Genomic DNA, 22,443 nt, shown 5'->3' with positions numbered 1-22,443 from the left:
AGGGAGCACGTTGATGGCCATCCACGCCCGTTCCGCCGGGACGCTGCTGCGTTACACCCTCAAGACCGTCCCGGCCCCCGTGCCGATCAGCGGCGAAAATGACCAGGATCTGCGGCTGGAGTTCAAGATCGAAGCACCCCCCGGTCAGAGCGTGTACTGCAACAAGATCCAGATCCGGTTCCTGCACGGCGCGGCGCCGGAGGCGTTGTCGCAGACCGCGCCCGCGGAGGTCTACACAGGGGTCGAGGCCGCCAGCCCGCCCGCGTTCGGGCAGAACTGGACCCGCAAGGCCGAGCTGGTCGACAAACAGGCCGTCTTCACGTTCACCAACTCGCGCAAGCTCGAATTCAAAGGCGCCACCACGGTCACTCTGGTGCTGTCGCGGCTCATCGTCAACAAGACGCAGGGCTCGGTCAAGATCGAGGTGTCGGAATGGACAGCCGCCGACAACTCCGCCCCCCTGACCGAAAAGCCGCTCGACCCGCCCTTCCCTATCGACAAGTGGCCCTCGGAGTTCACCTTCCAGAATCTGCGCCCCGACCGGATCTCCGTGCCGCGCGGTGAGAAGGTCACACTGACCTGGGAGGCCAGCCGCAAGCCCATCTACACGATGCACTGGGACGACCAGCAGCAGTCCGTCACCGGCGACCTGAGCTGGGAGTCTCCGGCGCTGGAGCGCACCACCGGGTTCATGCTCATGGCACAGGACGACTCCGGCGGCGCGCCGCTGATCTACGCGCTCACCACCGCCGTCACCGTGACCGAACCCAATCTCACGGTCGGCGACCTGGAGGCCAACGGCGTCGTGCGGATGCAGGGGCCCCGGGCGGCGATCGCCGCGCCCCCGCGCGGCCAGGCCCGGTATTTCAAAGCCGGCACCGACGGCACCGTCCTCGGCTACCTGCAGGCCGCCAGCGGGCAGCCAGCCGCCACGCTGGCCGCGACCGTCTACCGGGCCGCGACCGGCGAGTACACCATGCGCTTCAGCTCCGACAACAGCGCCGGGACGACCATCGAGACGCCGATCAGCATCCCGATCCCGGCCGACGCCGAGGTGCGCCTCTACCACGCCGGCAACGACGGCGACACCCTGAACCTGGCCTGGCTGCCCCGCGGCGCCGGCGCCTTCGACGAGATCACCCCTCCCACCGCCTGACCGTCCCTCCCGGGAGCCCGCATGCTGCTGTCCTACGACCTGGCCCTCGATCCCGACCCGCCGCAGACCGGCCGCCCCTGCCTGCTGCGACTCACCGTGCGCGCCGCAGCCCCCGCCTTCTGCCGGAAGATCACACTGTCCCTGCCGACCGGCACCGGAGCCGCCCACTTCACCAACGCCCCAGCCGCCATCACCCCACGACCGGTGCAGGGCGGCGAGGACGCCGACCAGGGCGGCGGCTGGCGGCTCACCCGCGCCGACGCCGCCGACGCGGTCACCTTCACGGCCCTGCCCACCCGCCCCCGGGGCTGGCTGCTCGGCGTCACCCCGCTCACCCTGGAACTGGCCGGCGTCACCGCCAACACCACCCCCGGCACCGCGACCCTGCGCATCGAGGAGGAAACCTCCTCCGACGGCCTCACCTGGCAGACCCAGACGATGGAGCTGCCGCTGCCGAAGTTCCCCGACGGGTTCTTCTTTGGCGACCTGCGGCCCGAACTCCTCATGGTGCCGAACGGCGGGCACGCCGAGCTGACCTGGCGCGGCTCCCCGGCTGTCTACACCCTGACCTGGGCGGGCGAGCACGGCGGCTCGGGCGGGCAGGCCGACGTCTCCGACGTCACCACCTGGCTCTCCCCGCCGCTGCACGACACCACCGCGTTCCGCCTGGCCGCCCGCCTGCCCGGTAGCACCGCCGAACGCGTCCTGACCACCCTGGTCACCGTCGCCCTGCCGCACCTGCGCACCCACGACCTGACCGCGACCGGGAAGGTGCGGCTGATCGGCGCCGGCCATTCGATCGAGATCGGGCGGGAGCGGCCGCACACCTTCCAGTCCGACACCGACGGTCTGCTGATCGGCCGCGTGCAGGCCGTCGCGGGTGCGACGCCCGCTCAGATGGAGGTGACCGCCCTGGCCGACGGCGGCGGCCAGGAGTACCGGGCCGTCTTCACCTCCGACAACGCCGACCCCAGCAAAATCCCGGCCGAGACCCCGTTCGACGTGCCCGTCCGCCGTGGCACCGCGATCACGATCACCTGCCGCTACACACGGCCCCCCGACGGGCCCGAGCCCATCGAACCGTTCTTCTCCCTGCTGTGGCTGCCTTACGGCAGCACCAACCGCATCATGTGAATCCCATCCCCAGGCGCCCAGCCCAAAAAGCTTCTGCTATTACCCGATATCAGAAGCACAACCCGGGTTTTACTTCTGATATCGCGGATCCCAACTACGCTTAGCCCCGGGAAACCGCTTCTGATGCGGGTTCCTCGCCTTCGTCGCCGAGGCATCGGCTGATGGCATGCTGGACGGCGACCCGCTCGCCGATCCCACGACCGCGACTTCGCCGTCCGCGACTACAAGACCCACATGAAGACCGTCCTGCACCGGGCAGCGAACACCGTCAACGCCCACCTCACCGCCCTGGACCACTTCTTCACCCAGCTCGGGCTCGGACCTGCGCTCGTCTGCCGCGACGACGCCCCGTGATTTCGTTCGTGAGAAGTGACCGCGAATGCTCGCCACTTCCGACCGCACCGAGGTGGGCCAGCGTTCGTGAGAAGTGACCGCAGTCATGGGCTCAGGTCGTTGACATCGACGAGAGGCGGGGTGGTTGTACCAACGGTTTCTGGCCCCGCCCCAACGTGGATGGCCCCAGCCAGCCGGCGACCGGAACGGGGACCAACGAGTTTGGCCCCACCCGGCTGCCCCCGTCGGCCGCAGGGCTTCGGCGTAGTCGGGTGGCATCCGATTTGCGCTCAAGCAAGGCCGACTTCGACAAGATCAAGACGGTTCGCGCGCACGCCATGCCATGGGCGGGGGCGACGGCGTCCCGCCACGGTGCGAAACCGTCGCCGGCCCTCCGCCCCAACTCTTGCCCCGCCTATCGAGATTCGATAGGTTCTCATCGCAACTCGATAGAAGGATGGGTCATGGGAAAGCTGACAGTGCGTGCGCTTCGCGCCGTGCTCGTGGTGGTGCTCGCCGGCACCGTGTTCGTACAGGCATTTATGGTGTGGGCGTTGGCCAGCGGGAGCGACCCGGAGGACGGGTCGCTCCCGCTGGCCCCGCTGCGCGTGATCACGATCCTGGGCATGGTGTCGGTCCAAGTCGCCCTGGTCAGCGTATGGCGGCTGGTGACGATGGTCCGACGCAAAACCGTGTTCTCTTCCGCCGCCTTCCGGTACGTGGACGCCGTGATCGGCGCGATCGTGGCGGCTGCCCTCCTGTGGTTCGCGGTCACGGCCCTCAACGCGCCGGGCCAGCGGGCCGACCCGGGCGTCACCGTCATCATGGGCGTCGTCGGCCTGGCCATCCTGGGGGTTGCGCTCATCGTGCTCGTGCTGCGGATGCTGCTCGCCCAGGCCGTCGCGCGCGACGTCGAAGCGGCGCAGATGCAGGCCGAGCTGGACGAGACGATCTGATGCCGATCGTCGTCGACATCGACGTGATGCTAGCCAGGCGGAAGATGTCCGTGGGCGACCTCGCGGACCGCGTCGGGATCACACCCGCCAACCTGGCGGTACTCAAGAACGGCCGCGCCAAGGCGGTGCGCTTCACGACACTCGCCGCGCTCTGCGAGGCACTCAACTGCCAACCGGGCGACCTGCTGCGCTGGGAGGCCGAGGACGCCGCGGGCGGATGACGTGCCCCAGAGCGGGCGTGAAAACGCCTGGCACCACCGGCCTGACACGGCACGTCGACCGCATGGACGTGGATCGCCGATCGCCCGAAGCACTGTCCCGACCTCGTTGGGTAGATTCTGGTTGACGTGCACCGCACCGTCTTGGTCGACGACCGCGACCTGCGAACGTGACCTCCCCACCGAAATCCCCCGTCCTTCCAGCGTGGAAGGGCGGGGGTTCGTCGCTGGGCGGGCAGCCAAGGCTTCGCCGTAGACCCTCAGGGGTGGGGCCAACTCCCACGCGAACTTCGCACCTACCGAAGATCCACAAGTGGGGCCAGTTGCCGCTGGTGAAATCAGGCAGGGTGTTGGCCGAGGTCAGCGGCACCTGCTTGTGTGACGACCAGGTGCGGTCAGAACTGGCGAACATCGACCACACCAGGTCGGAGGTGCGGTCGTCGGTCGCGAACAACTGCGGCCGGAACTGGCGAACAAAACCAGCCCCCAAACTCGCCCCCCGCGCCCTGGGCGCCCGCCAGCAGAAGCGCTACCTACGCGCCGTCGAACGCCGCCCCCCTGGCCCGCGATCGCGCCATCGGCCGGCTGCTGTTCTACTCCGGGCTGCGGATCGCCGAACTCGTCGCCTTGGACGACAACGACGTACCCCTGTCAGCCCGCAAGGGCAAGATCATCGTCCGCTCCGGCAAAGGCGAGTCCTCGCACGAGGTCCCGCTCCTGGACACCACCGCCCGGACCTCCGTCACCAAATGGCGCACCGACCGCGCCTCCTGGCCCGGCCCCGGCACCCCGGCCCTGTTCCTCAACCGCCGCGACGGCCGCCTGCCCACCCGCGCCGTCGATCAACTCATGGACGAACTCGCCACCGATGCCGACATCGTCGACGTCCCAGTGCAGGCGTAGCTCGCAGGCCGAGAGCGTGCTGCCGCCGGTATGTCACGGAATGGGTGCCTCAACTCCTGTTCCGGCATGGCCGGGCTCGTGCAAAGGAACGGCTCCTGTTCGCAAACCCAAGGCCTAACATGTCACTATCAGAGGTATCTCACCTTGAGTTCCGCACGATGCCCCCTTCAGAATTCACGAACCCTCGGGGAACGCACATCCCGCGCAGCACGATGGCGAGGCCGCCGGAATCCGCGAGGTGGTGGTGTTCCACTCCTCCGCCGAGGAACTGGCCGAGCACGCCACGGGCCTGCCGTTCGCCGTCATCGCCGATCCGGACAAGAAGCTGTACGCGGAGTTCGGCGTGGAACAGGCGCCCCGCGCGCTGCTCGCCCCCCGGGTCTGGCCGACGATCGCCCTGGCCGTCGTACGCGACCTCTGGGCGATCGCCCGCAGGCGGGAGCGTCCGCCGTCCATCCGGCCGCACGGCGGGCGGCTCGGGCTCCCCGCCGACTTCCTGATCGCCCCCGACGGCCGGGTGGTCACCTGCAAGTACGGCGAGCACGCCTACGACCAGTGGCCGGTCGACGAGGTGCTGACCCTGGCGGCCCGCGCACGCCGGGCGGAGACCCGCCGAGTCAGCCGTCTTCGCCGGGGAGGGTCTCGCCGGTCTCCAGCAGCGTCTTGAGGCTGGACAGGATCTGCGGCCACCCCTCGCCGAAGTTCTCCGGCAGGGTGCTGCCGGGGTCGAAGCCGTCGTGGACGACCGTCAGCTTGACCATCCGCCCGAGCGGCTCGATGTCGAAGGTCACCTTCGACCTGCGCTCCCCGGCCCACTGGGCGGCGACCTTCTCGTCCAGCTCCCAGGCCTCGGCGAACTCCGGGGTGAAGGTGTGCCAGGAGTAGGACAGCCTGCGGTAGGGATCGGATTCGAGAACGACCTGCTCGGGGTCGGCGATCCTCACCCCCCGCTCCTCCCAGACCATCGGCGACCCCACCTTCCAGTCCGACTCGAAGCCGACCCCCCAGTAGCGACGGGTGAAGGCGGGGTCGGTCAGCGCCTGCCAGAGCCGTTCCGGCGTGGTGCCGATGTAGGTCGTGTAGACGAACTCGGGGTTGCCCATCGGTTCCTGCTCCAATGCTCTCTTCAGATCGGCGAGCGTGCGCACCCGGCCACGGTCGTACCGGTCGATCCAGCGCTCGGCGATGGCGTTGATCGGCGCGGCGTTGAGGTAGTGCAACTTCTCCCGGCCGCTCCGCACCGTGGTCACCAGGTCGGCCGCCTCCAGCACCGCCAGATGCTTGCTGACGGACTGCCGGGCCATGTCCAGCCCGGCGCACAGCTCGCGCAGGCTCTGCCCGTTGCGGGCGTTCAAACTGTCGAGCAGCCGGCGGCGGCCGGCATCGGCCAGCGCCTTGAAAACCTCGTCCATCCTGTACCACCCCGAACATGCAGCCATCTGGCTGCCTTAAAAAATAGGCAGCCAGATGGCTGCATGTCAACGATTCCCCGAAGACCTGTTCGTCAGCCTCCCGCCACCGGCGCGGCCGGGCCACCGGACAGCCGGAAGACACGCCGGGCGGCTCCCCCGAGGAAGTCGGCCCTGGCCTCGTCGCTCAGCCCGAGCTGCTCGACCTGCGCGAGGGCGCGATCATGCGGAAGCCGCGGCCAGTTGGTGCCGAACAGACCTTCCCTCGGCTGTAACCGGCGTCCGGTCATCCCGTACGGCGTCCGCGAGGCGGGGCAGGCGGCCGCCCGGCTCGGTAAATCAGGTGCCCGCCGAACTCGTCCTGGTCATACTGCTCCAATGCGACACCTCGCCTACCCCAAGATCCCCGTGGCCGAGCGGTCCGGCGGGACGGTCGCAGGCGGTCCCTGGGTGGCGACCGAGAAGGTGCACGGGGCGCAAATGGTGATCGCCCACGATGGCCGGAACACGTTCGTGGGCAAACGCAAGGCGTGGCTGCGCGACGACGAGCCGTTCTTCGGCTGGCAACTGCTCCGCGGTCACCTCGAAAAGGCCGCGCGGGCCGCCCTGAGCCGGGGCGGCGCGGCCGTACGCGTCTACGGCGAGCTGTACGGCGGCCACTACCCCCACCTCGACGCCTCGCCGATGCCGGGCATCACTCCGGTTCAAACGGGGGTCTGGTACAGCCCGGAAATCCGCTTTGCCCTTTTCGACGTGCTACGCCATCAGGATCCCGGTGATCCCGGCGTCTTCCTGCCCTACGCGGACGTCGCCTCGATCGCCGCCGACGCCGAACTCGACGTTGTGCCGCTTCTCGGCAGAGGGACCAGGTCGGAGCTCGACGCTCTGCCGGTCCGGTTCCCCAGCCGGGTGCCGCAGGCGCTCGGCCTGCCCGGCCTGCCCGGCAACCTGGCCGAAGGGATCGTCCTGCGGCCCGATGTCCCCCTGCCGCCCGACCGCAGGCCGACCGTCAAGCTGAAGATCGAGGAGTTCGACGAGCAGCGTTTCGACCAGAGCCGTCCCTGGGACCCGCAGGTGATCCTCACTTCCGGGGAACTGCGCCGGGTCGCCCGAGCCATGGTCAACGGGCCGCGACTGGCCGGCGCGCGATCCAAGGTGGGACCGTCGAGCCTCGAAGGGCTCCTGGACGAGGTGGTCCTCGACATCATGGTGGATCTGTCCGCGACCTTCCCCTCGGCCATGGCGGCGCTGGGCGACGAGGAGGAGGCCGAACTGCAGGCGTCCATCCGCAGGGTCGCGCTCAGCGATCACCGTCAGGCGTGAGCACGGATCGTCGCCGCGGTCCCGGTGGAGGCCGGCCGGCCCTTCGGGGACGACGCCCGGCGGCGAAGCCGGGTACGGCCTACCGGCCGGTTTCCGCGGCGTTGGGTGCGACCTGGTTGGGGATGCGGGTGCCCGGAAGGTGTTGGCCGACCGGTGCCGACAAGCCCCCGGCCAGCGTCGGGGTGGAGTTCGCGGTGGCCTGGCCGGACTCGGGGGGTGTCGCTCGTTCCAGGAAGCGAAGCAGTTCGACGGGGAAGGGCAACACCAGGGTGGAGTTCTTCTCCGCGGCGACTTCGACGACGGTCTGGAGTAGGCGCAGTTGCAACGCGGCGGGGTGCAGGGCCATCGTCTCAGAGGCTTGGGCCAGCTTCTTCGAGGCCTGCAGTTCGCCCTCGGCGGTGATGATGCGGGAGCGCCGCTCACGTTCCGCTTCGGCCTGCCGGGACATGGACCGCTTCATCGACTCGGGGAGCACCACGTCCTTGATCTCGACCCGGTCGATGTGCACGCCCCAGCTCACGGCCGGGCTGTCGATCATCAGCTCCAGGCCCTGGTTGAGCCGCTCCCGATTGGACAGCAGGTCGTCCAGTTCGCTCTTGCCGATGATCGACCGCAACGAGGCCAGCGCGACCTGGCGAATGGCGGATTCGTAGTCCTGGACGCCGACCACCACGCGTACCGGGTCGACGACCCGGAAGTAGATGACGGCGTCCACGTGAACCGTCACGTTGTCCCGGGTGATGGCGTCCTGGGCGGGCACCGGCATGGTGACGACCTGCATGTTGACCTTCTGCAGACGGTCGGCGACCGGCATTATCAGGGCGAGTCCTGGAGCGCGGAGCTCGGAGCGGACCCGTCCGAACCGGAAGACGACGCCCCGCTCGAACTGTTTGACGACCCGCACACCGGCCTTCAGCCACATCGCACCCAGCACCACGATGGCGATCAGCACATAGATGACGGTAGTGATCATTTCACCCTCCTGAGTCTCCCCCGGTCCCGCCGTTCCAAAGACCTCTCCCGCTCGCGGCGGGCAGGGCGGCCACGGGGCGGCGGTCATCGTCGCCTCCGGCACCGTTCCGCCTTGATCTCGCCACCAGGCCGGGCCGTCCGGAGCGGCACCCCGGACGCGGGCGATATCGGATCGGGCCGGACGGCGCGCGGTGCGGGCGCCGGGCGCCGGTGTCAAAGGGCCGCGCAAGGCCCGGATCCTCGACCGGCGACCGGCACTGGATCTCGCGTGCCGCCTCGCGTTCACGGTCACTGGGCACGACACACCTCCCGGAGGTGCCTGTCCGTCAGGCCCGGCCACACTGCCTCCCCGTTCGGACCTTTCTATCGTAGCGCGATACAAACTGTCCGATATGCACCTTTTTGCCGAGCGGATTCAGCTTCCTTCCACCGAGGTCACCCCCGCATCACCCGCATCACCGCGCCCGCGACAGGCCGTGATCGCCGCGAGGCGTGTTCCAGGAGGGCGGCACGAACATGTCGCATCACGATACGTTTGTGACATGGCGGACCCTGAGACCGAGAGGCCGTCGCGTCATGGCGCGACGACCGCCGAGGACGACGGGGCGGGACTCGCCCCCCTGACGAAACGGGATTTCGAGGTGCTGGCCCGGTTCCGTTTTGAGATCCGCCGCTATCTGCGTTTCAGCGAGGAGACAGCACGGAGAAACGGCCTCACCCCGCAGCAGTACCAGCTGATGCTGGCGCTGAAGGGGTTTCCCGGCCGCGAGTGGGCGACCGTGCGAGAGCTCGCCGACTCTCTCCGGCTACGCCACCACAGCGTGGTCGAACTGGTCGATCGTGCACAGGCACAGGGACTCGTGGAGCGGAGCGCGCACCCTAGCGACGGCAGGGCGGTGCGGGTGTCGCTGACACCGGAGGGGGAACGGGTCCTGACCCGCCTGAGCGCGCTCCACCGCGACGAATTGCGGCGGATGGACGCGATACTCAACGTCCCGGTCTGGAACGGCACACCGCAGGAAGGACACGAGCCCGCTCCATGATCCCTCAGCGCGTCTCCGGAAGCCACCGAGCGACACGCGAAAGATCATCGGAAGTCAGGTCCACCGCCGACACCACCGGCCTGCCCCGCCCCGGTCAGCGGTCTCCGGGCCGGGCGGCAGGTGAACACGGTGACGTCTCGTCCGAGGCGCGGATCGCGTCTCCCCACCTCTCGGACAACTCGTAGACCCAGCCCTCCCGCCAGGCGAACGGCGCGTCCACCAGATCCTCCAGCGCCTGCCCGCCGAGCAGATGGCCCAGTGCCCACCGGTTGGCCGAGTGCGCGATCAGCAGCACCCTCCTGCCGTCCCAGAGCCCGGCAAGGTCCGTCAGGAAATCACGGGTGTGTTCGACGACCTGCCGGTAGCTCTGCCCGCCCGGCCACGGCACGTCGACATGCCGGGATCTCTCGGCGGCCAGCCGCGCCACGGGCATTCCGTTCCACTCGCCGTAGTCGCATTCGCGCAGCCGTTCATCCTGATGGATCGGAATGTCGATGCCCGCGAAAGCGAGCTCCGCGGTCTGCACGGCACGACGAAGGTCAGAGGTGAACACCGCGGCCAGGCCATCGTGGCGACGGCGTTCGCCAAGCTCCCGAGCCAGCTCACGACCTCGCGGTGACAGCTCTCCCGGCAACCAGCCGGTCGCGATTCCGGCCTCGTTGTCGGTCGTGATCGAGTGCGTCTCGTACACGATCGTCGTTGCCACGTTCAGCTCCAGAGTTCTAAGGAGAACGCGGTCCCGGGAGGTGGTCGGCGTATCCGGCGAACACGATCTCTTACGGACCAGGTGATCGGATCGCACCAGATCGACCGGTACGGCCGGCCCCCGGATCTCCACGGTATGAGGGGGAGCCACGCCCGACAACCCCGCAGGCGTGCGACCCCGTCCCGCGGCCCCGCCTCACCCGTCCCCCTATGACCAGGGCATACGGAGTCTCTCAAGAAGACTCCAAGTCTTCCTCAACCAGGGCTGGATAATCTTGTCGCGAAGTGACCGGTTTCACGCCACGGCAAAGCCGATCGAAATTCCGATGCATATCAGGCCACCGCGGCAGGTAAATCGATTATTGCAAGAAAGAAAATGATGACGGCTTTCCTGCACGAAGAACCAGACAGGCCCTGGAAATGATCGCCACCAAGCGAGTCAGGGGAAACCCGGGATCCGCCACGTGGAATTTCGGCGAGCTCCGTGACGGAAGATCGCGCGGTGTCGGAAAGGCGCCTGCACAGTGTCTCCCGACAATCGACGATACGCGCGCCGCGGGGCCCCGCCGGGGAGCAGGCCAAAGCCCACGGGGAACTCATGACGGTCCTGCCGTTGTGCGGGTCCCCGGCCGGGAAACCTCACCGGGCCACCTCAGCACGTCACCGGTCCCGCCAGGTCACGGAGCCTGGCGGAACCGCATGGAACGTTGACCTGCCCGGTGAAAGCAGTCCGTCGAGCCATATCCCGGTCGGAGGTTGGAATCTTGGTAGGCCAGGTCCTTGAGATAGGTCGCAGTTCGGCTGCCGTCGCCGCCACATTGAACGAGTTCCTGAAAGTGTCCACAGAATGGCTGGATCAACGGGGCCTGACTCTGGACTACAATACGGATATCTCAAGTTGGGTCCGCCACATGCGGACCGCCGTTCACTCCGACGGCATCAACCCGACTTTTGACCCGGCGCACAGTCCCGTCTCCGCCCAGAACAGCTACTGGTTGGACATCAGGGACCGCGACGGATCGACGGTCGCGTGCATTGCCGTGCGAATGATATACACGGCGGACTTCAGCCGTCACATAAGCTCCCTGCGGCTGTGGTTCGATCCGCCGCCCCCCGAAGTGAAACAGTCGCTGGATCTCGTTCTGCCGGCGGAGACACCGATCATATCCGGCAGGGTGGCGCACTATGGCGGGCACTGGGTGCATCCGAACTGGCGGGGAAGGGAAATCCCCGGCCTTCTGCTTCCGCTGGCCAAGATACTCACCCTTGACCTGTTCAGAAGCGACTGGGACACCGGAATCGTGTTCTCGAAGAACGCGGTCAGGAAAAGCCTCGTGGACTCCTACGGTTTCGCGAACACAGTGTTCTGCTGTTCCGGCTATTTTCCCCCCGCCAACCGTGACGACACCCTTTTCCTGGCCTACAGCAGCCGGGCGCAGACCCTTTCCCTGATGCCGCATGCGATCATGAAGCTGCGCGGGGGCTGTCGGGAGGAACGGGCGGCCCACTCACGGAACTGACCCGCCGGGCGCGCCGCGGCCGTTTTGCATCCCGTCACGAACCCGCCCCGTCGCGTGATCCGCGACTGGAGTGCGAACGAGGACCCCGAGGTGACACTCTCCGGGCGCGACCGCACCGACCTACGAGAAGCCGTGACCCCGCATGCCCCGCAGACGACTTTCCTGCCGACCGGTATGCCGAAATCACTTAGGCGTCGGCGGAATCCTCTCCGTCGCCCATGAAGAAAGATTTTAGGGAGTTGAAAGCGACATGAACGAAAACATCTGGACCGAGTTCGCCAAGAGTTATGACCAGATGATTCCCGAGCTGAACTGCTACCAGCGGATGCTCAGCAAGATCCTTCGCGACACGGAGGGCCGGCGGATGGTGATCGACGCCGGGTGTGGAACCGGCCTGGTCAGCCAGGCGCTGATCGACCGCGGTCACCGGGTCGTCGGTTTCGACAACAACTCTGCCATGCTCCAGCGGGCTCACGACAAGAAGGCGGCCGCGTCGGGCGAGGCTCGCGACCGATGGACGGTCATGGAGGGAAGTGTGGAGCACTTTCCCTCCCAGGTTGTTTCTGACGCGGATGCGGTCCTGCTCAACAACGTCCTCTTCTACGTCCAGGACGTCGAATCGGCGCTGCACGAGGTTCTCTCCCACTTGAAGCCGGGGGGCGTGATGATCGCCACCGGCCCGAAACGCCGGCCCGACCTGCAGAAGGTGCTTCGACACTCCATCGCGGAGTGGCAGGCGGAAGGGCGTTTCACCGAGGCTCTCCAAGCCGCGCTGGCCCATCATTCGACCTGCGCTCAGAAACTGACCACCGACCCCAATGAAATGGTGACGTTCTTCGAGGTGGACGAACTGGTGGACACCCTGCGATGCCTGGGTTTCTCACGCCCCCTGGTCGCGGATGGCGACGATTACTTCGGCGAGAATTATTACGTCTGCATGCAGAAGTGAAGTGAGGTTTCCGATGGAAGGCTCCAAAATCAACCCCAGATTCCAGCGCAACCTGGGGATTCTGGACGAAGAGTCAATGAAGAAGGTCGCGGACACCCATGTTCTCGTGGCCGGAGTGGGCGGCGCCGGCGGGCAGTGCGCGGTGGACCTGGCCCGCCTGGGCTTTGGCTGGGTGACACTCGCAGACTTCGACGTTTACGAGGTGCACAATTCCAATCGCCAGGTCGGCAGCTTCGACAGCACCGTCGGTCAGCTGAAGATCGAGGTCGTCGGGAGGATGTGCCAGGACATCAACCCGGAGCTGCGGATCCGCAAGGCGACCGAGGGTGTGACGGAGGACAATATCGATTCCTTGCTTTCGGGGTTCGACGGAAAACCGGTGGACTACGTCGTGGAAGTCATCGACATCGCCGGCCTCAGAGCGAAAGAATGGCTGCATCAAGCGTGCCGGGAGCAGGGCATCGTCATCATGACCGGCTTGATGCTGGGCTTCGGGGCCGCTTTGCATGTTTTCCAGCCGGAAGCACCCCGCTATGAGGATCTCTACATGCTTCCGGACGGACGCATCGATTTACCAAAGATCATCCCCCGGCTCGGCAGCTATGTCGTGCAGAAACACTGGGATGCCTGCTTCGCCGGTCGCGGGCATGCTCCCACCTGCGTGATCGGAGCCACCACCGCAGCCGGAATGATGGTGAGCGAGATCATGCGTGCCATCCTCCTGGGGCGGGATCAGATGGTGTCCCACCCCGAGTATCTGTACGTGGATTTCTTTGACCACCACTATGTCCGAGGCTCGGTCGTACCCGCATGAGCGCCATGGATGCACCTTTCACCCTCATCCGACCTGACGAGAACGGCCCGGCCGTGCTCTGGGGCGGTGTGTACGAATCGGGAAGCCTCAAGTACCTGACGTACGAGCTTTTCCTTGAAGAGGCTCCGAAAGATGTCCGAGGATTCGTTGAGATCTCCGGTTCGTCCACCGCGCTCGCCCTGGATCTGCTCGGCAGAAAAAAAGGACTGCCGACCGTCGCCATCACGGACGCCCCCGGCCGCGATCATCTCATGAGGCGCGGCTTCCGCGGCGAGGTGCAGACGATCACGAACCTCGACGAGGCTCACCGGCTCTGCCTTCAGTACGAGCAGGAGGGCTGGCTCTGGCCGAGGCAGTTCACCAACGTGGCCTTGGTCAGGTACGTGGAGCTATGGGGACTGCAACTTCTGCGAAAGGTCCGCAAGAATTGGCCGGAAATTCGCTACCTGGTGTGCGGATTCGGCACCGGCGCCACTGTCGCGGGACTGTACCGCGTCTTTGCCCCCTTCGGGTATTCGGTCATGGGGTTGCAGGCCAGGCCAGGCGATCCCGTTCCCGGCTGGAGGAACTATGCCCTCCAGAATCTGGGTGACCAGGATCTTTTCCATTCCTACCAGGAGAAGATCCCGCTTCCCATCCCATCCGAAACCGAAGGCTCCGGCGCGGGTGCTCTGGATTCACTCTTGAGGTACGCGAACACCTATGCCAATCCGGAGCAGGTGCTGGTGATCTCCCACGACGGCCGCCCTCGGGACCGGGGCCTGTCCGAAAGGGTCACCTCGACAACCGCCTCAGCCTCGCCGGCATACGACGAACTCCGTCGTTGAGCCGGCAGGTCGTACGGCCTACGGTACTCGTCACGGTTCAGCCGTGATCGGCTGGACGGCGTCGAGGCACCGACGTGATCGGCCGCGTGCTGAAGGAGTGACCCGCAGGCTGCCTCGAACGAACAGGCCATCGCCGACCAAGTGCGTGGCGTCCCCGAGGCGGCGACGCGGACGATCAGCGGTGCGGTCGCCGAGGAGTGGGAGGGCGAACCCGGCGGGGAGCAGGAGGTCCGGCCCGCTCCCCTTCTCGGGTCAGCCCCAAGTGGCGTTCCTCAGCAGGCCCGGCAGCTTCTGGTCGCCCCATACGTCCACTACGACGATCTTCGACTCGGGCAGGAACCACTCTCGCTGGATGAAACTCTTCGTCTGCCGGCCGCTCTGCTGCTTCACGCACCGGCCGGCCCAGGCGGTGTACCTCGCCTTGTGCCCGCGCCCGACCTGGCGCAGCCCTGTCGAGGTGGCCTTGCCGATCACCTGGATGCTTCCGTACTCGAAGGGACAGCCCGCCGGCGCCCCACTCGCCGGGACGAACGGCTTCGCACCGGTGTAACGGCTGCCCTCGGCGCCGTAGGCGATCACCTTCGGGCCGTACAGCCAGAACCCCCGGCAGTTCGGGGCGAAGGGCTCGGGAACCTTGCAGCTACCGGTCGCCACCAGGACCCGGTCGGTGTAGTCGTACACCTTCCAGGTGGTGGGGATCTTCAGGTTCATCCCCCGGAAAGAGAGGGTCTTGGTCCCGGAGGCCGACGCGACCGCCGGAGCCGCCGCAGGTGAGTTCGCCGCGGCCAGGGCGGCGGTGGGAGCGGTGAGCAGGGCGGCCATGGCCGACACGGCGAGGACAGAAGATCGTTTTCTCATTCCGGGCAAGTTACCGATCATCACTTGTCGCCGGCTTGGATCCCACTGTGCACTGTCCTCGAACAAGACCTGGAGCGACTCCTCCGTCTCAAGGCGGGAACAGCCGGTGCGGTCACCCGATCAGGCGGCCGAGCCACGGACACCCCGGTGGGAGAGATCGGCCGCCCGCGGGCGATGGCGGGCTCGTCAGGCCCAGGGGTCAAAAGGGATGCCGCTCGGCTTGGCGCGCGAGAGGAGGTCCCCGAACCTGCCGTCATTGATCTTGATAGTCGCGGCGCCGAAGTCCGCGTTCATCAGCCTGTCGCGCAGCCAGGCGCTGGGCCAGCCGTTCCAGTCCACGAGCGGGGGATAGCGCCAGTTGTGATAGTGGTTCTCCGGCGGCTCGTCATTGCCGTTGGCGAGCCGGAAGAAGTGCGTGGACACCCCGTCCTTGTGGTAAACGACCTTGGGGTGCGACCCGTCGAAGCGCACCTGCGAGCGCGTATAGGTCACGACGCTGCTGTGTTGCGTGGTCGAAAGGTACTCCACCTGGTTGGACGCCTGGTTGACCCAGGAGATGACGTGTTCCCAGTCGTGACGGTGGCCGCCGAGGCTGATGCCGGGCAGCGCCTGATCCTTCTCGAAGTAGCTGGCGTACACGACGGCGCACCAGCCGTTGTTGCACTTGGAACGGGCATAGGTCTGCGCGTTGTCCAGGTCTGACTGGTCGCGGCAGTTGCCGTTGACCGCGCCGGTCGGGTTCAGCCCCGAAGCGAGGGTCCCGTCCGGCCCGATGGCGGGGGTGGCGTAGCAGCCGTCGCCGTCGTAGTCGTAGGCCGGCGAGAACGAAGCCTCGTACCCTCCGGCCGACTGGGGCAGGTTGTGCGGCGGAGCGGCATAGGCCGCCGACGCGGGGACCACGACCCCCAGAACGGTGGCCCCGAGCACGATCCCGAGCCGGGAACGCTTGCGCGTGAAGAACGTAGGGGAGGACATGCTCCTCTCTGACACGGTCGCTGACTTCGATGCCCTCGCGATGTACGTGAATGACGACAGTTTTCGCATTCTTCCGCTTTCTCGAAGGACTGGCTCCATGACCTGACAGCGCGTCGGCGTGGTGGGGCGTCGGCGGCGTTCTCCGCACCGATGTGAGCACGCCTCGCACTTTCACGGCACCACGGAACCGATGCTTGATCAAGGTCCTTAGATCAAATGACGCCAACATGTATCGGCGACGGTCGAAAGGTGAACCACCAGCGAAAGCTCATGAATCGCCTCCCGGAGGAGCAGCGTCGCCAGGGTGGCGTTCAGGCGGCGTCGACAGACGCGCGTACGACGTGCTGCTCGCCCTCCGGTGATGTCAGTTCGGCTCGCACATCATCACCGACCCCGAGGACCGGGACGGAGGAGGCGGGGACGGTTCCGCTCTGCGCGAAGCCCGCAGAACTCGAACGCGTCGTCTACCTATGCTGAGGCATGGCCTCCTCTGTCCCGCCGCTACGTCCGGCGATCGATCGGACCGATCCCAAGCCGTCTCCGGCTCGCGAGCCGCTGTGGCGGCACGCGCTCGGTGAGCGTCTCAGAGGTCTTCGTCACGAGCGGGGCGAGAAGTTGAGCGAGACGGCGCGTCGCGCCGGCGTCTCGCCGCAGTATCTCTCCGAGATGGAACGAGGCGTCAAAGAGCCATCGAGCGAAATGATCGCTGCGGTCGCCGGCGCGCTGGATGTCACCCTGGTCGATCTGACCCTTGCCGTTGCCGAGAGCTTGCGGTCTGCTCAGAGCGGCACGTCGAGAGGTGCTACCTGCTCGGCGGCGTATGCTCTGGCCGCATAGCGCGGCCTGCCGAAATCATCCGAGCCTATGCATGCTCCTCGATGATCTGATCGAGGATCCCGTACTCCAAGGCCGCGGTCGCGGTGAACACGCGATCGTGATCGGTGTCGGCGCGCAGGGTCTCGACAGTCTGGCCCGTGTGCCGTGACAGTATGCGTTCGATGTCCGCTCGGACACGTACCACCTCATCGGCCTGCAAGATGAGATCGGGGATCGTTCCGCGCCCCTGAGCAGCTGGTTGGTGCAGGATTATTCGTGCGTGCGGGAGAGCGGCACGTTTTCCTTCGGCGCCCGCGGCGAGAAGGACGGCGCCCACCGCGATGGCCTGCCCAACGCAGGTTGTCTCAACCCGCGGGCGGATATAGCGCATGGTGTCGTATATCGCGAGCATTGCGCTCGGATCCCCGCCTTCACAGTTGATATAGAACTGTATGGGGGCATCGGGGTTGTCCGACTCCAGAAAAATAAGCTGTGCGACGAGCGCGTTCGCGACGCCCGCATCAATTGCGGTTCCCAGGTAGACGATTCGCTCGGTGAGCAGGTGCGAGTAGACATCCATGATCCGCTCGCCACGAGAATCCCGGGCGATGACGTTAGGGATCGTGTACGTGGTCACTGACCGACTCCTTCGGTGACGCCGAATCCAAGTCGCGGGCGACTGTGTGGTGCGATTTCGTCGAAACTGCGGACGATTGTGTCTATGAAGCCGTAGTCCAGTGCCTCTTGCGTTGTGTACCAGCGATCGTGCAGAGAATCCTCGAATATGCGCTCTACGGGCTGGCCCGTGTCCTCGGCGATAAGGCCGAGCACCGTGTCGCGAGTATGCCGAAGGTCGCCGGCCTGCAGTTCGATGTCGACTGCGGTGCCGCCGATTCCGGCCGAGCCTTGATGCATCAGGACACGTGCGTGCGGCAGGGCGCGGCGCTTCCCTCGGGTACCCGATGACAGCAAGAATTGCCCGGCGCTGTAGGCGATGCCCAGCACGAGGGTCGATACGTCACAGGGAATGAGTCGAATGATGTCACGGATCGCAAGCATCGATGGAACCGAGCCGCCCGGGGAGTGAATCCACAATGCGATGTCGGTCGACGCGTCCTGCGTGGCGAGGGCTATCAATTGCGTGGCGAGCAACGTCCCATTGTCGTCATCGAGAGGGCCGTCGAGAACGAGAACACGCTGCTCGTAAAGCTGATGCCTTACCCGCGCGTTGAACAGTGGAAGTTTCGATTCTTCGCTCATGCGTCCATCATGTGGAGCGATCCGGGGCGGCGTCGACACGATCTGCCTGGGGCAGATCTGCTCTGAGCAGAGAGAACTCGGTTTCCGGCCCGGTTCGTAACGTCGCGGCCGGGAATCGACTGGGGCGAGCGCGCCCTTCTGCCTCCCGCCCCGCACCTCTTTCCCCTGCCCCCTCCATCTCCGCGGCCGGGCCGGGGTCGTTTTCGCTCAGTACGAACAGATGACCGATGAGGTGCCGCTCACCGCACGACAGCCGGTATCCACACTCCGGGGGATCCCCAAGGCCGATCTCTGTGGTCATATGCGATAGAGCACGGAGGCGCTCATGGGGTGCCGCCAACACCGCCAACCGGGAGAATCACCGTGGAGAAACTGCTCGTCTCGTGTGATGAGCTGGTCGGGTTGATCGGCGCACCGTCGGTCCGGATCGTCGACACACGCTGGCCGGTGGGCGATGGTCCGGCCGGGCACAACCTGTATCGCCGCTCGCGCGTGCCCGGCGCCGTCTACCTCGGGTTCGACGCCACCCAGGCGCCCGGCCCGCAACCACCGGGCCGGGCCGCCCATCCCGCGACGCTCGCCGCCGCACTCGCCGATCTCGGCGTCGGCACCGACACCACCCTGGTGGCCTACGACGACAACCACCAGTTCACCGCGGCGCGGCTGGTATGGCTGATGCGGGCTCACGGCTTCGAGCGATCGTTCCGCCTCGACGGCGGATGGCCCGCCTGGCTGCGGTCAGGCGGGCCCGTGGAGACCGGGCCGATCTCCCGGCGGCCCTGCGTGACTCACCCGCCGCTCCTGAGCCAGACCGGCTCCGCCATCGCCGGTCTGAACGACCTGCTCGCGCACCAGGCGGGCGGCCTGCCCATCGCCGACTGCCGCCGCGACTCCAGTTGGGCGGAGCAGCCGCAGCTCATCCCGGGCGCGACGAGACTGCCGATGCGCATGCTCGTCGACTCCTCGGGGCTGTACCATCCGCCGTCCCGCATCAGGTCGGTGGCCGCCGCAGCCGGGATCGACGTCGACACACCGGTTGTCGCGTACTGCGGCGCGGCGATCTCCGCCCCGGCTGTTTGGCTCGCCCTGCGCTCGGCCGGCGTCACCGGGGTACGGGTGTACGACGGCTCCATCACGGAATGGATCACCGGCGGCCGGCCTCTGACACCTGCGGCGGCGTGCCGGCCCGAGCACTCCCGGATGGCACAGCCTCGAACGGCCACGCCCGCGGGCCGAGAAGAGGATCGCTAGGGCACGATCCGGTTGCGAGCTTCCTTTGGGGGATGCGGGCCGGTAACGCCAGGTACCGCGATCCCGCGAACCCGTCCGGCGGCAGAGGTTCACAGGCGGCGTAGGTCGACCCGACCGGGTTCAGAATCAAACCCATCTCGCCCCACATGAGCCCTCATCAGCGCCAAGCCGCCCTCGGAAAGTCCGCCGGCATGGACGACAGTTGAGGCGAGTTCCGTCTGAGCGGTACAGCCAAAGGACAGGACACGAAACACAAAAGACCCCGACTCGTTTGCACAGGTCAGGGTCTTGCGGTGGGCACTACCGGGTTCGAACCAGTGACATCTCGCTTGTAAGGCGATCCGAGCGGGGGCGCGACCAGGGCCGCCTGGGCGTGCTAGCGGACACGCCGTTCTCCAGTTGAGCGGCCAGATTTCTCCTGGCTGATGGCCATCAAAATTCCTGGCGTGGCCACTGGGAATCCCGGTGGGTGGCCAGGTCGATCTCCGGGTGGGCGGTCAGGTCAGCGGGATCACTCCACGCCCGGACAGAGCCTCGGCCAGGCGATGGGAGTCGCCGCTGGTCTCCACCAGGTGGGCGTGGTGCATCAGCCGGTCGACGGTCGCGGTGGCGAGCGTCTTGGGCATGATGGTGTCGAAACCCGACGGGTGGATGTTGCTGGTGACCACGACCGAGCGGCGCTCGTAGGCGGCATCGATAACGCGGTAGAACGCCTCGGAGGTCTCGTGGCCGACCGGCAGCAACCCGATATCATCGATAACGATGACGTCGCTGCGGCAGATGCGGCCGATGGCGCGCGAGACCGATCCGTCGATCTTGGCCCGGCCGACCGTGGCACTGAGAGACTCCAGAGTGAACCAGGCCACCCGCAGGTCTTTTTCGATCGCCAGATGCGACAGTGCCTCAGCGAAGTGGGACTTGCCGGTGCCGGACGGTCCGGCGATCACCAGGTTCTCCGCGCGGCTGACCCATTCCAGCGTCATCAGCGCGTTCTGGGTGGCCTCGTTGATCGTGGAGCCCTCGCGCCGCCAGGAGGAAAAGGTCTTGCCGGAGGGAAAGCCCGCGCTCTTGCGCCGGTTGCGGCGGGTCGCCTGGTCGCGGCCGACGACCTCCTCATTGAGCAGGACGCGCACGACTTCGGCTGGGTCCCAGCGTTGCGCGCGGGCGGTCGCCAGCACCTCGGGCGCCGCTTTGCGGGCGTAAGGAAAACGCATCCGGCGAAACAGGGCCTCCAACTCGGCCGGGACCGGTGGGGCCGCAGGAAGGGTGACACTCACGAGTGATCTCCTTTGACGCTGTTGGTGTTACTGAAGGCAGCCCAGGAAGCGGTGCCGGGCTGGACCGAGTGAGCCTCGTCGACACGGGTGTTTTCACCGGCGTGCTCATGCAACGCGAGGTGGTCGCAGATGGAGGCCAGATCGGCTTCGGCGAACCGGCCGTTGATCGCGGCCAGGCCGAGCGCCTCATCCACCCGGGCCGCGCCCAGCAGACTGGCCAGCTCGACCGCGCGGGCCATTTTGGTGCGGATCCGCACCACTCCGGTGGCGGCGGCCTCGATCAGCCACGCCTGCGCACCCGGCCCGATCGCCAGGAACGCTTCTTCGGCCTTGGTCCGCGGGCGAGGCCGGGGCGCTTTGGGGCCGTTGCCGCCCTCGTGCTCGGGATAGTGGGCATCGACGATCCGCGGCCGGCCCGGAACCGACAGCCGATGCCGCCACAGTTCCCTCAGACCGTGCTGACCGTGCTGCTCATCGGTGCCGGAGCGGCCGACGATGACCAACTCGTCGCCGTGGACGCGGCACCAGACCGTCTGTCCCTCGTGGCCGGGCGGCACCGAGTAGCGCACATCGCCCCAGCGGACGGTCCGGTCGTCGCAGACCAGGCGCTCGGCGCCGAGCGCGAGCACGTAGGGATCGGCGGGCAGCACGTGCAGGCGAGCGCGTTCCTCGGCCAGCATCTCGATCGGCGGCCGGTGTGTCTCGCGATGGCGGCGGCCGTTGATGTGCTCACTCCAGGCAGCACACGCGGTCTCCAACTCGGTGAAACTCCCATAGGCGGCGCGGAGGTTGGCGTGGGTGGGCACCAGGTCCGCCTTGGCGATCTTCACCGTTGCCTCCACCCCGCCCTTGGACTCGGGATCGAACGGCTCGCAGGTAGTCACCACGCACCCGTAATGCCGCCCCAGCTCGACGATCTGCGGGTGGCGCACCGCGATGCGGGCGATGTGCTCGATCGTGACCGTCTTGGGGTTGTCGGTCAGCAGATACGTCGGCGCCCCGCCCAGCCGCCGCAGCGCCGCGTCCAGGCACGACGTCAACGTGGCCAGCGTCTGATCCCAGGCGGGGATCACCACCCGAAACCGCGACCAGGCCAGCCAGGCACAAAACAGCTGCGTGCGGCGCTCACCGATCCGCGGGCCCTCGCCCCAGTCCCACTGCAGCCACATCCCCGGCTCAGGCACCCAGGGCCGGTAGACGCGCCGCCGTCCGGCCTTCCAGGCCGCCTTGATCTCGGCGACCGCCCGCCGCGTGGTCCGCTCGGACCCGGCGAATCCCATCGCGACCAGGTCTTTGTGCACCACGTCCGCGCGGATCTTCCCTTTCGACCGGTCGACCTTCTCCTCGATCTTCGCCAGGAACGCGTCGATCGCCTTAGGTCGCGGCGCCGGCTGGTGCGGGTTGCCGCCCGCCGCGCGGATCGCGATATACCGGCGCACCGTCTTGGGGTCACACCCCGCCAGTTGCGCCGCCGACCAGGCGCACCCGGTCAGGTCGTAAGCCTCGTAAATCTCCATCAGCTCCATGCCAGACTTCGTCACGGGCCCCCTCCGCGGGTCTGGGGTGCAAGGTCTCGACAACCCGCAACCCAAGCCCCCGCGGAGGGGAACCCAAGCTGTGACACACGGACAAGATCAGGAGATCGGCCTGGCCATTGACCAAGACTTTTGGTGGCCGCCCACCAGGAACCGGTGTCCGTCAGCCGCGACTTTTCTGTCCGCCGATCAAGAGTTCCACGTGACCG

24 protein-coding genes are annotated in these 22,443 nt (G+C 67.0%); 14 read left to right on the top strand and 10 right to left on the bottom strand.

From position 1 onward, the window contains the following. Window positions 1–13: 13 nt before the first annotated feature. From ACFQVD_RS00120 to ACFQVD_RS00095, 6 genes are all read left to right on the top strand, one after another. Window positions 14–1,156: a hypothetical protein gene (locus ACFQVD_RS00120; protein ID WP_343980099.1), complete on the top strand. Its 1,143-nt coding sequence runs from the start codon at window positions 14–16 to the stop codon at window positions 1,154–1,156. A 21-nt stretch (window positions 1,157–1,177) separates the two neighbouring features. Further along, window positions 1,178–2,290: a hypothetical protein gene (locus ACFQVD_RS00115; RefSeq protein WP_343980096.1), complete on the top strand. Its 1,113-nt coding sequence runs from the start codon at window positions 1,178–1,180 to the stop codon at window positions 2,288–2,290. Between the two features lie 797 nt (window positions 2,291–3,087). Next, on the top strand, window positions 3,088–3,579 hold the full coding sequence (locus tag ACFQVD_RS00110; protein WP_343980094.1) for a DUF2975 domain-containing protein: 492 nt from the start codon (window positions 3,088–3,090) through the stop codon (window positions 3,577–3,579). Further along, window positions 3,579–3,800 (top strand): helix-turn-helix domain-containing protein, encoded by a 222-nt coding sequence (locus ACFQVD_RS00105; protein WP_343980091.1) that lies wholly within the window; start codon window positions 3,579–3,581, stop codon window positions 3,798–3,800. Before ACFQVD_RS00110 ends, ACFQVD_RS00105 begins: the two co-directional genes overlap by 1 nt. Window positions 3,801–4,175: 375 nt before the next feature. Beyond that, window positions 4,176–4,700: a tyrosine-type recombinase/integrase gene (locus tag ACFQVD_RS00100; protein WP_343980089.1), complete on the top strand. Its 525-nt coding sequence runs from the start codon at window positions 4,176–4,178 to the stop codon at window positions 4,698–4,700. A 172-nt stretch (window positions 4,701–4,872) separates the two neighbouring features. After that, complete coding sequence (locus ACFQVD_RS00095) at window positions 4,873–5,367, top strand: peroxiredoxin-like family protein (RefSeq protein ID WP_343980108.1); 495 nt, start codon at window positions 4,873–4,875, stop codon at window positions 5,365–5,367. Here the strand turns inward: ACFQVD_RS00095 and ACFQVD_RS00090 are convergent. Both ACFQVD_RS00090 and ACFQVD_RS00085 read right to left on the bottom strand, forming a co-directional pair. Next, window positions 5,318–6,112, bottom strand: coding sequence for an ArsR/SmtB family transcription factor (locus ACFQVD_RS00090; RefSeq protein WP_343980086.1), 795 nt, complete (start codon window positions 6,110–6,112; stop codon window positions 5,318–5,320). The genes ACFQVD_RS00095 and ACFQVD_RS00090 overlap by 50 nt on opposite strands. 92 nt (window positions 6,113–6,204) lie before the next feature. Next, window positions 6,205–6,399 (bottom strand): amidohydrolase family protein, encoded by a 195-nt coding sequence (locus tag ACFQVD_RS00085; protein ID WP_343980083.1) that lies wholly within the window; start codon window positions 6,397–6,399, stop codon window positions 6,205–6,207. Between the two features lie 88 nt (window positions 6,400–6,487). On the opposite strand from ACFQVD_RS00085, the gene ACFQVD_RS00080 reads away from it, so the two are divergent. After that, complete coding sequence (locus ACFQVD_RS00080) at window positions 6,488–7,432, top strand: RNA ligase family protein (protein WP_343980080.1); 945 nt, start codon at window positions 6,488–6,490, stop codon at window positions 7,430–7,432. Between the two features lie 79 nt (window positions 7,433–7,511). Here the strand turns inward: ACFQVD_RS00080 and ACFQVD_RS00075 are convergent, their stop codons facing one another. Beyond that, on the bottom strand, window positions 7,512–8,405 hold the full coding sequence (locus tag ACFQVD_RS00075; protein WP_343980077.1) for a slipin family protein: 894 nt from the start codon (window positions 8,403–8,405) through the stop codon (window positions 7,512–7,514). Between the two features lie 541 nt (window positions 8,406–8,946). Here ACFQVD_RS00075 and ACFQVD_RS00070 point away from each other — a divergent pair. Further along, entirely contained in the window at window positions 8,947–9,447 is a 501-nt protein-coding gene (locus tag ACFQVD_RS00070) for a MarR family winged helix-turn-helix transcriptional regulator (protein WP_343980075.1), read from the top strand. A 94-nt stretch (window positions 9,448–9,541) separates the two neighbouring features. Here the strand turns inward: ACFQVD_RS00070 and ACFQVD_RS00065 are convergent, their stop codons facing one another. Next, window positions 9,542–10,153, bottom strand: a complete 612-nt coding sequence (locus ACFQVD_RS00065; protein ID WP_343980072.1) for a histidine phosphatase family protein — start codon at window positions 10,151–10,153, stop codon at window positions 9,542–9,544. An 817-nt stretch (window positions 10,154–10,970) separates the two neighbouring features. Between ACFQVD_RS00065 and ACFQVD_RS00060 the strand changes: the two genes are divergently transcribed. From ACFQVD_RS00060 to ACFQVD_RS00045, 4 genes are all read left to right on the top strand, one after another. Continuing rightward, a complete protein-coding gene (locus ACFQVD_RS00060) occupies window positions 10,971–11,672 on the top strand; it encodes a hypothetical protein (RefSeq protein WP_343980069.1) in 702 nt (233 codons plus the stop codon). Between the two features lie 250 nt (window positions 11,673–11,922). Next, entirely contained in the window at window positions 11,923–12,621 is a 699-nt protein-coding gene (locus ACFQVD_RS00055) for a class I SAM-dependent methyltransferase (RefSeq protein ID WP_343980066.1), read from the top strand. A 13-nt stretch (window positions 12,622–12,634) separates the two neighbouring features. Then, entirely contained in the window at window positions 12,635–13,435 is an 801-nt protein-coding gene (locus ACFQVD_RS00050) for a ThiF family adenylyltransferase (RefSeq protein WP_343980063.1), read from the top strand. After that, window positions 13,432–14,262 carry a pyridoxal-phosphate dependent enzyme gene (locus ACFQVD_RS00045; RefSeq protein WP_343980060.1) on the top strand — a complete coding sequence of 277 codons (831 nt, stop codon included), beginning with the start codon at window positions 13,432–13,434 and terminating at the stop codon, window positions 14,260–14,262. Before ACFQVD_RS00050 ends, ACFQVD_RS00045 begins: the two co-directional genes overlap by 4 nt. Before the next feature lie 252 nt (window positions 14,263–14,514). On the opposite strand, the gene ACFQVD_RS00040 is transcribed toward ACFQVD_RS00045, so the two are convergent. Then, window positions 14,515–15,120 (bottom strand): hypothetical protein, encoded by a 606-nt coding sequence (locus tag ACFQVD_RS00040; protein ID WP_343980056.1) that lies wholly within the window; start codon window positions 15,118–15,120, stop codon window positions 14,515–14,517. A 186-nt stretch (window positions 15,121–15,306) separates the two neighbouring features. Beyond that, on the bottom strand, window positions 15,307–16,095 hold the full coding sequence (locus tag ACFQVD_RS00035; protein ID WP_343980053.1) for an NPP1 family protein: 789 nt from the start codon (window positions 16,093–16,095) through the stop codon (window positions 15,307–15,309). 480 nt (window positions 16,096–16,575) lie between these two features. On the opposite strand from ACFQVD_RS00035, the gene ACFQVD_RS00030 reads away from it, so the two are divergent. Further along, window positions 16,576–16,932 carry a helix-turn-helix domain-containing protein gene (locus ACFQVD_RS00030; RefSeq protein WP_343980050.1) on the top strand — a complete coding sequence of 119 codons (357 nt, stop codon included), beginning with the start codon at window positions 16,576–16,578 and terminating at the stop codon, window positions 16,930–16,932. A 25-nt stretch (window positions 16,933–16,957) separates the two neighbouring features. Here ACFQVD_RS00030 and ACFQVD_RS00025 read toward each other — a convergent pair whose 3' ends face one another. Together ACFQVD_RS00025 and ACFQVD_RS00020 are read right to left on the bottom strand one after the other, a co-directional pair. Then, entirely contained in the window at window positions 16,958–17,548 is a 591-nt protein-coding gene (locus ACFQVD_RS00025; protein WP_343980047.1) for a ClpP family protease, read from the bottom strand. Next, window positions 17,545–18,171, bottom strand: coding sequence for a ClpP family protease (locus tag ACFQVD_RS00020; RefSeq protein ID WP_343980044.1), 627 nt, complete (start codon window positions 18,169–18,171; stop codon window positions 17,545–17,547). The genes ACFQVD_RS00025 and ACFQVD_RS00020 overlap by 4 nt, the downstream gene beginning before the upstream one ends. Window positions 18,172–18,534: 363 nt before the next feature. Between ACFQVD_RS00020 and ACFQVD_RS00015 the strand changes: the two genes are divergently transcribed. Beyond that, window positions 18,535–19,422 (top strand): sulfurtransferase, encoded by an 888-nt coding sequence (locus ACFQVD_RS00015; RefSeq protein WP_364154975.1) that lies wholly within the window; start codon window positions 18,535–18,537, stop codon window positions 19,420–19,422. Between the two features lie 497 nt (window positions 19,423–19,919). On the opposite strand, the gene istB is transcribed toward ACFQVD_RS00015, so the two are convergent. Both istB and istA read right to left on the bottom strand, forming a co-directional pair. Continuing rightward, window positions 19,920–20,699, bottom strand: coding sequence for an IS21-like element helper ATPase IstB (istB, locus tag ACFQVD_RS00010; protein ID WP_364159275.1), 780 nt, complete (start codon window positions 20,697–20,699; stop codon window positions 19,920–19,922). Continuing rightward, window positions 20,696–22,225 carry an IS21 family transposase gene (istA, locus tag ACFQVD_RS00005; RefSeq protein ID WP_386274280.1) on the bottom strand — a complete coding sequence of 510 codons (1,530 nt, stop codon included), beginning with the start codon at window positions 22,223–22,225 and terminating at the stop codon, window positions 20,696–20,698. The genes istB and istA overlap by 4 nt, the downstream gene beginning before the upstream one ends. Between the last annotated feature and the right edge of the window lie 218 nt (window positions 22,226–22,443).

Source organism: Streptosporangium amethystogenes subsp. fukuiense, from assembly GCF_042665875.1.
Taxonomy (GTDB): Bacteria; Actinomycetota; Actinomycetes; order Streptosporangiales; family Streptosporangiaceae; genus Streptosporangium; species Streptosporangium fukuiense.
This window is presented reverse-complemented; position numbering and strand designations above follow the sequence as displayed.

Bases quoted from the DNA above. Each gene is read 5' to 3' on its own strand.
- ACFQVD_RS00120 (WP_343980099.1), top strand. From the start codon at position 14: ATGGCCATCCACGCCCGTTCCGCCGGGACGCTGCTGCGTTACACCCTC.
- ACFQVD_RS00115 (WP_343980096.1), top strand. From the start codon at position 1,178: ATGCTGCTGTCCTACGACCTGGCCCTCGATCCCGACCCGCCGCAGACC.
- ACFQVD_RS00110 (WP_343980094.1), top strand. From the start codon at position 3,088: ATGGGAAAGCTGACAGTGCGTGCGCTTCGCGCCGTGCTCGTGGTGGTG.
- ACFQVD_RS00105 (WP_343980091.1), top strand. From the start codon at position 3,579: ATGCCGATCGTCGTCGACATCGACGTGATGCTAGCCAGGCGGAAGATG.
- ACFQVD_RS00090 (WP_343980086.1), bottom strand. From the start codon at position 6,112: ATGGACGAGGTTTTCAAGGCGCTGGCCGATGCCGGCCGCCGCCGGCTG.
- ACFQVD_RS00085 (WP_343980083.1), bottom strand. From the start codon at position 6,399: ATGACCGGACGCCGGTTACAGCCGAGGGAAGGTCTGTTCGGCACCAAC.
- ACFQVD_RS00080 (WP_343980080.1), top strand. From the start codon at position 6,488: ATGCGACACCTCGCCTACCCCAAGATCCCCGTGGCCGAGCGGTCCGGC.
- ACFQVD_RS00075 (WP_343980077.1), bottom strand. From the start codon at position 8,405: ATGATCACTACCGTCATCTATGTGCTGATCGCCATCGTGGTGCTGGGT.
- ACFQVD_RS00070 (WP_343980075.1), top strand. From the start codon at position 8,947: ATGGCGGACCCTGAGACCGAGAGGCCGTCGCGTCATGGCGCGACGACC.
- ACFQVD_RS00055 (WP_343980066.1), top strand. From the start codon at position 11,923: ATGAACGAAAACATCTGGACCGAGTTCGCCAAGAGTTATGACCAGATG.
- ACFQVD_RS00050 (WP_343980063.1), top strand. From the start codon at position 12,635: ATGGAAGGCTCCAAAATCAACCCCAGATTCCAGCGCAACCTGGGGATT.
- ACFQVD_RS00045 (WP_343980060.1), top strand. From the start codon at position 13,432: ATGAGCGCCATGGATGCACCTTTCACCCTCATCCGACCTGACGAGAAC.
- ACFQVD_RS00040 (WP_343980056.1), bottom strand. From the start codon at position 15,120: ATGAGAAAACGATCTTCTGTCCTCGCCGTGTCGGCCATGGCCGCCCTG.
- ACFQVD_RS00035 (WP_343980053.1), bottom strand. From the start codon at position 16,095: ATGTCCTCCCCTACGTTCTTCACGCGCAAGCGTTCCCGGCTCGGGATC.
- ACFQVD_RS00030 (WP_343980050.1), top strand. From the start codon at position 16,576: ATGGCCTCCTCTGTCCCGCCGCTACGTCCGGCGATCGATCGGACCGAT.
- ACFQVD_RS00020 (WP_343980044.1), bottom strand. From the start codon at position 18,171: ATGAGCGAAGAATCGAAACTTCCACTGTTCAACGCGCGGGTAAGGCAT.
- istA (WP_386274280.1), bottom strand. From the start codon at position 22,225: ATGGAGCTGATGGAGATTTACGAGGCTTACGACCTGACCGGGTGCGCC.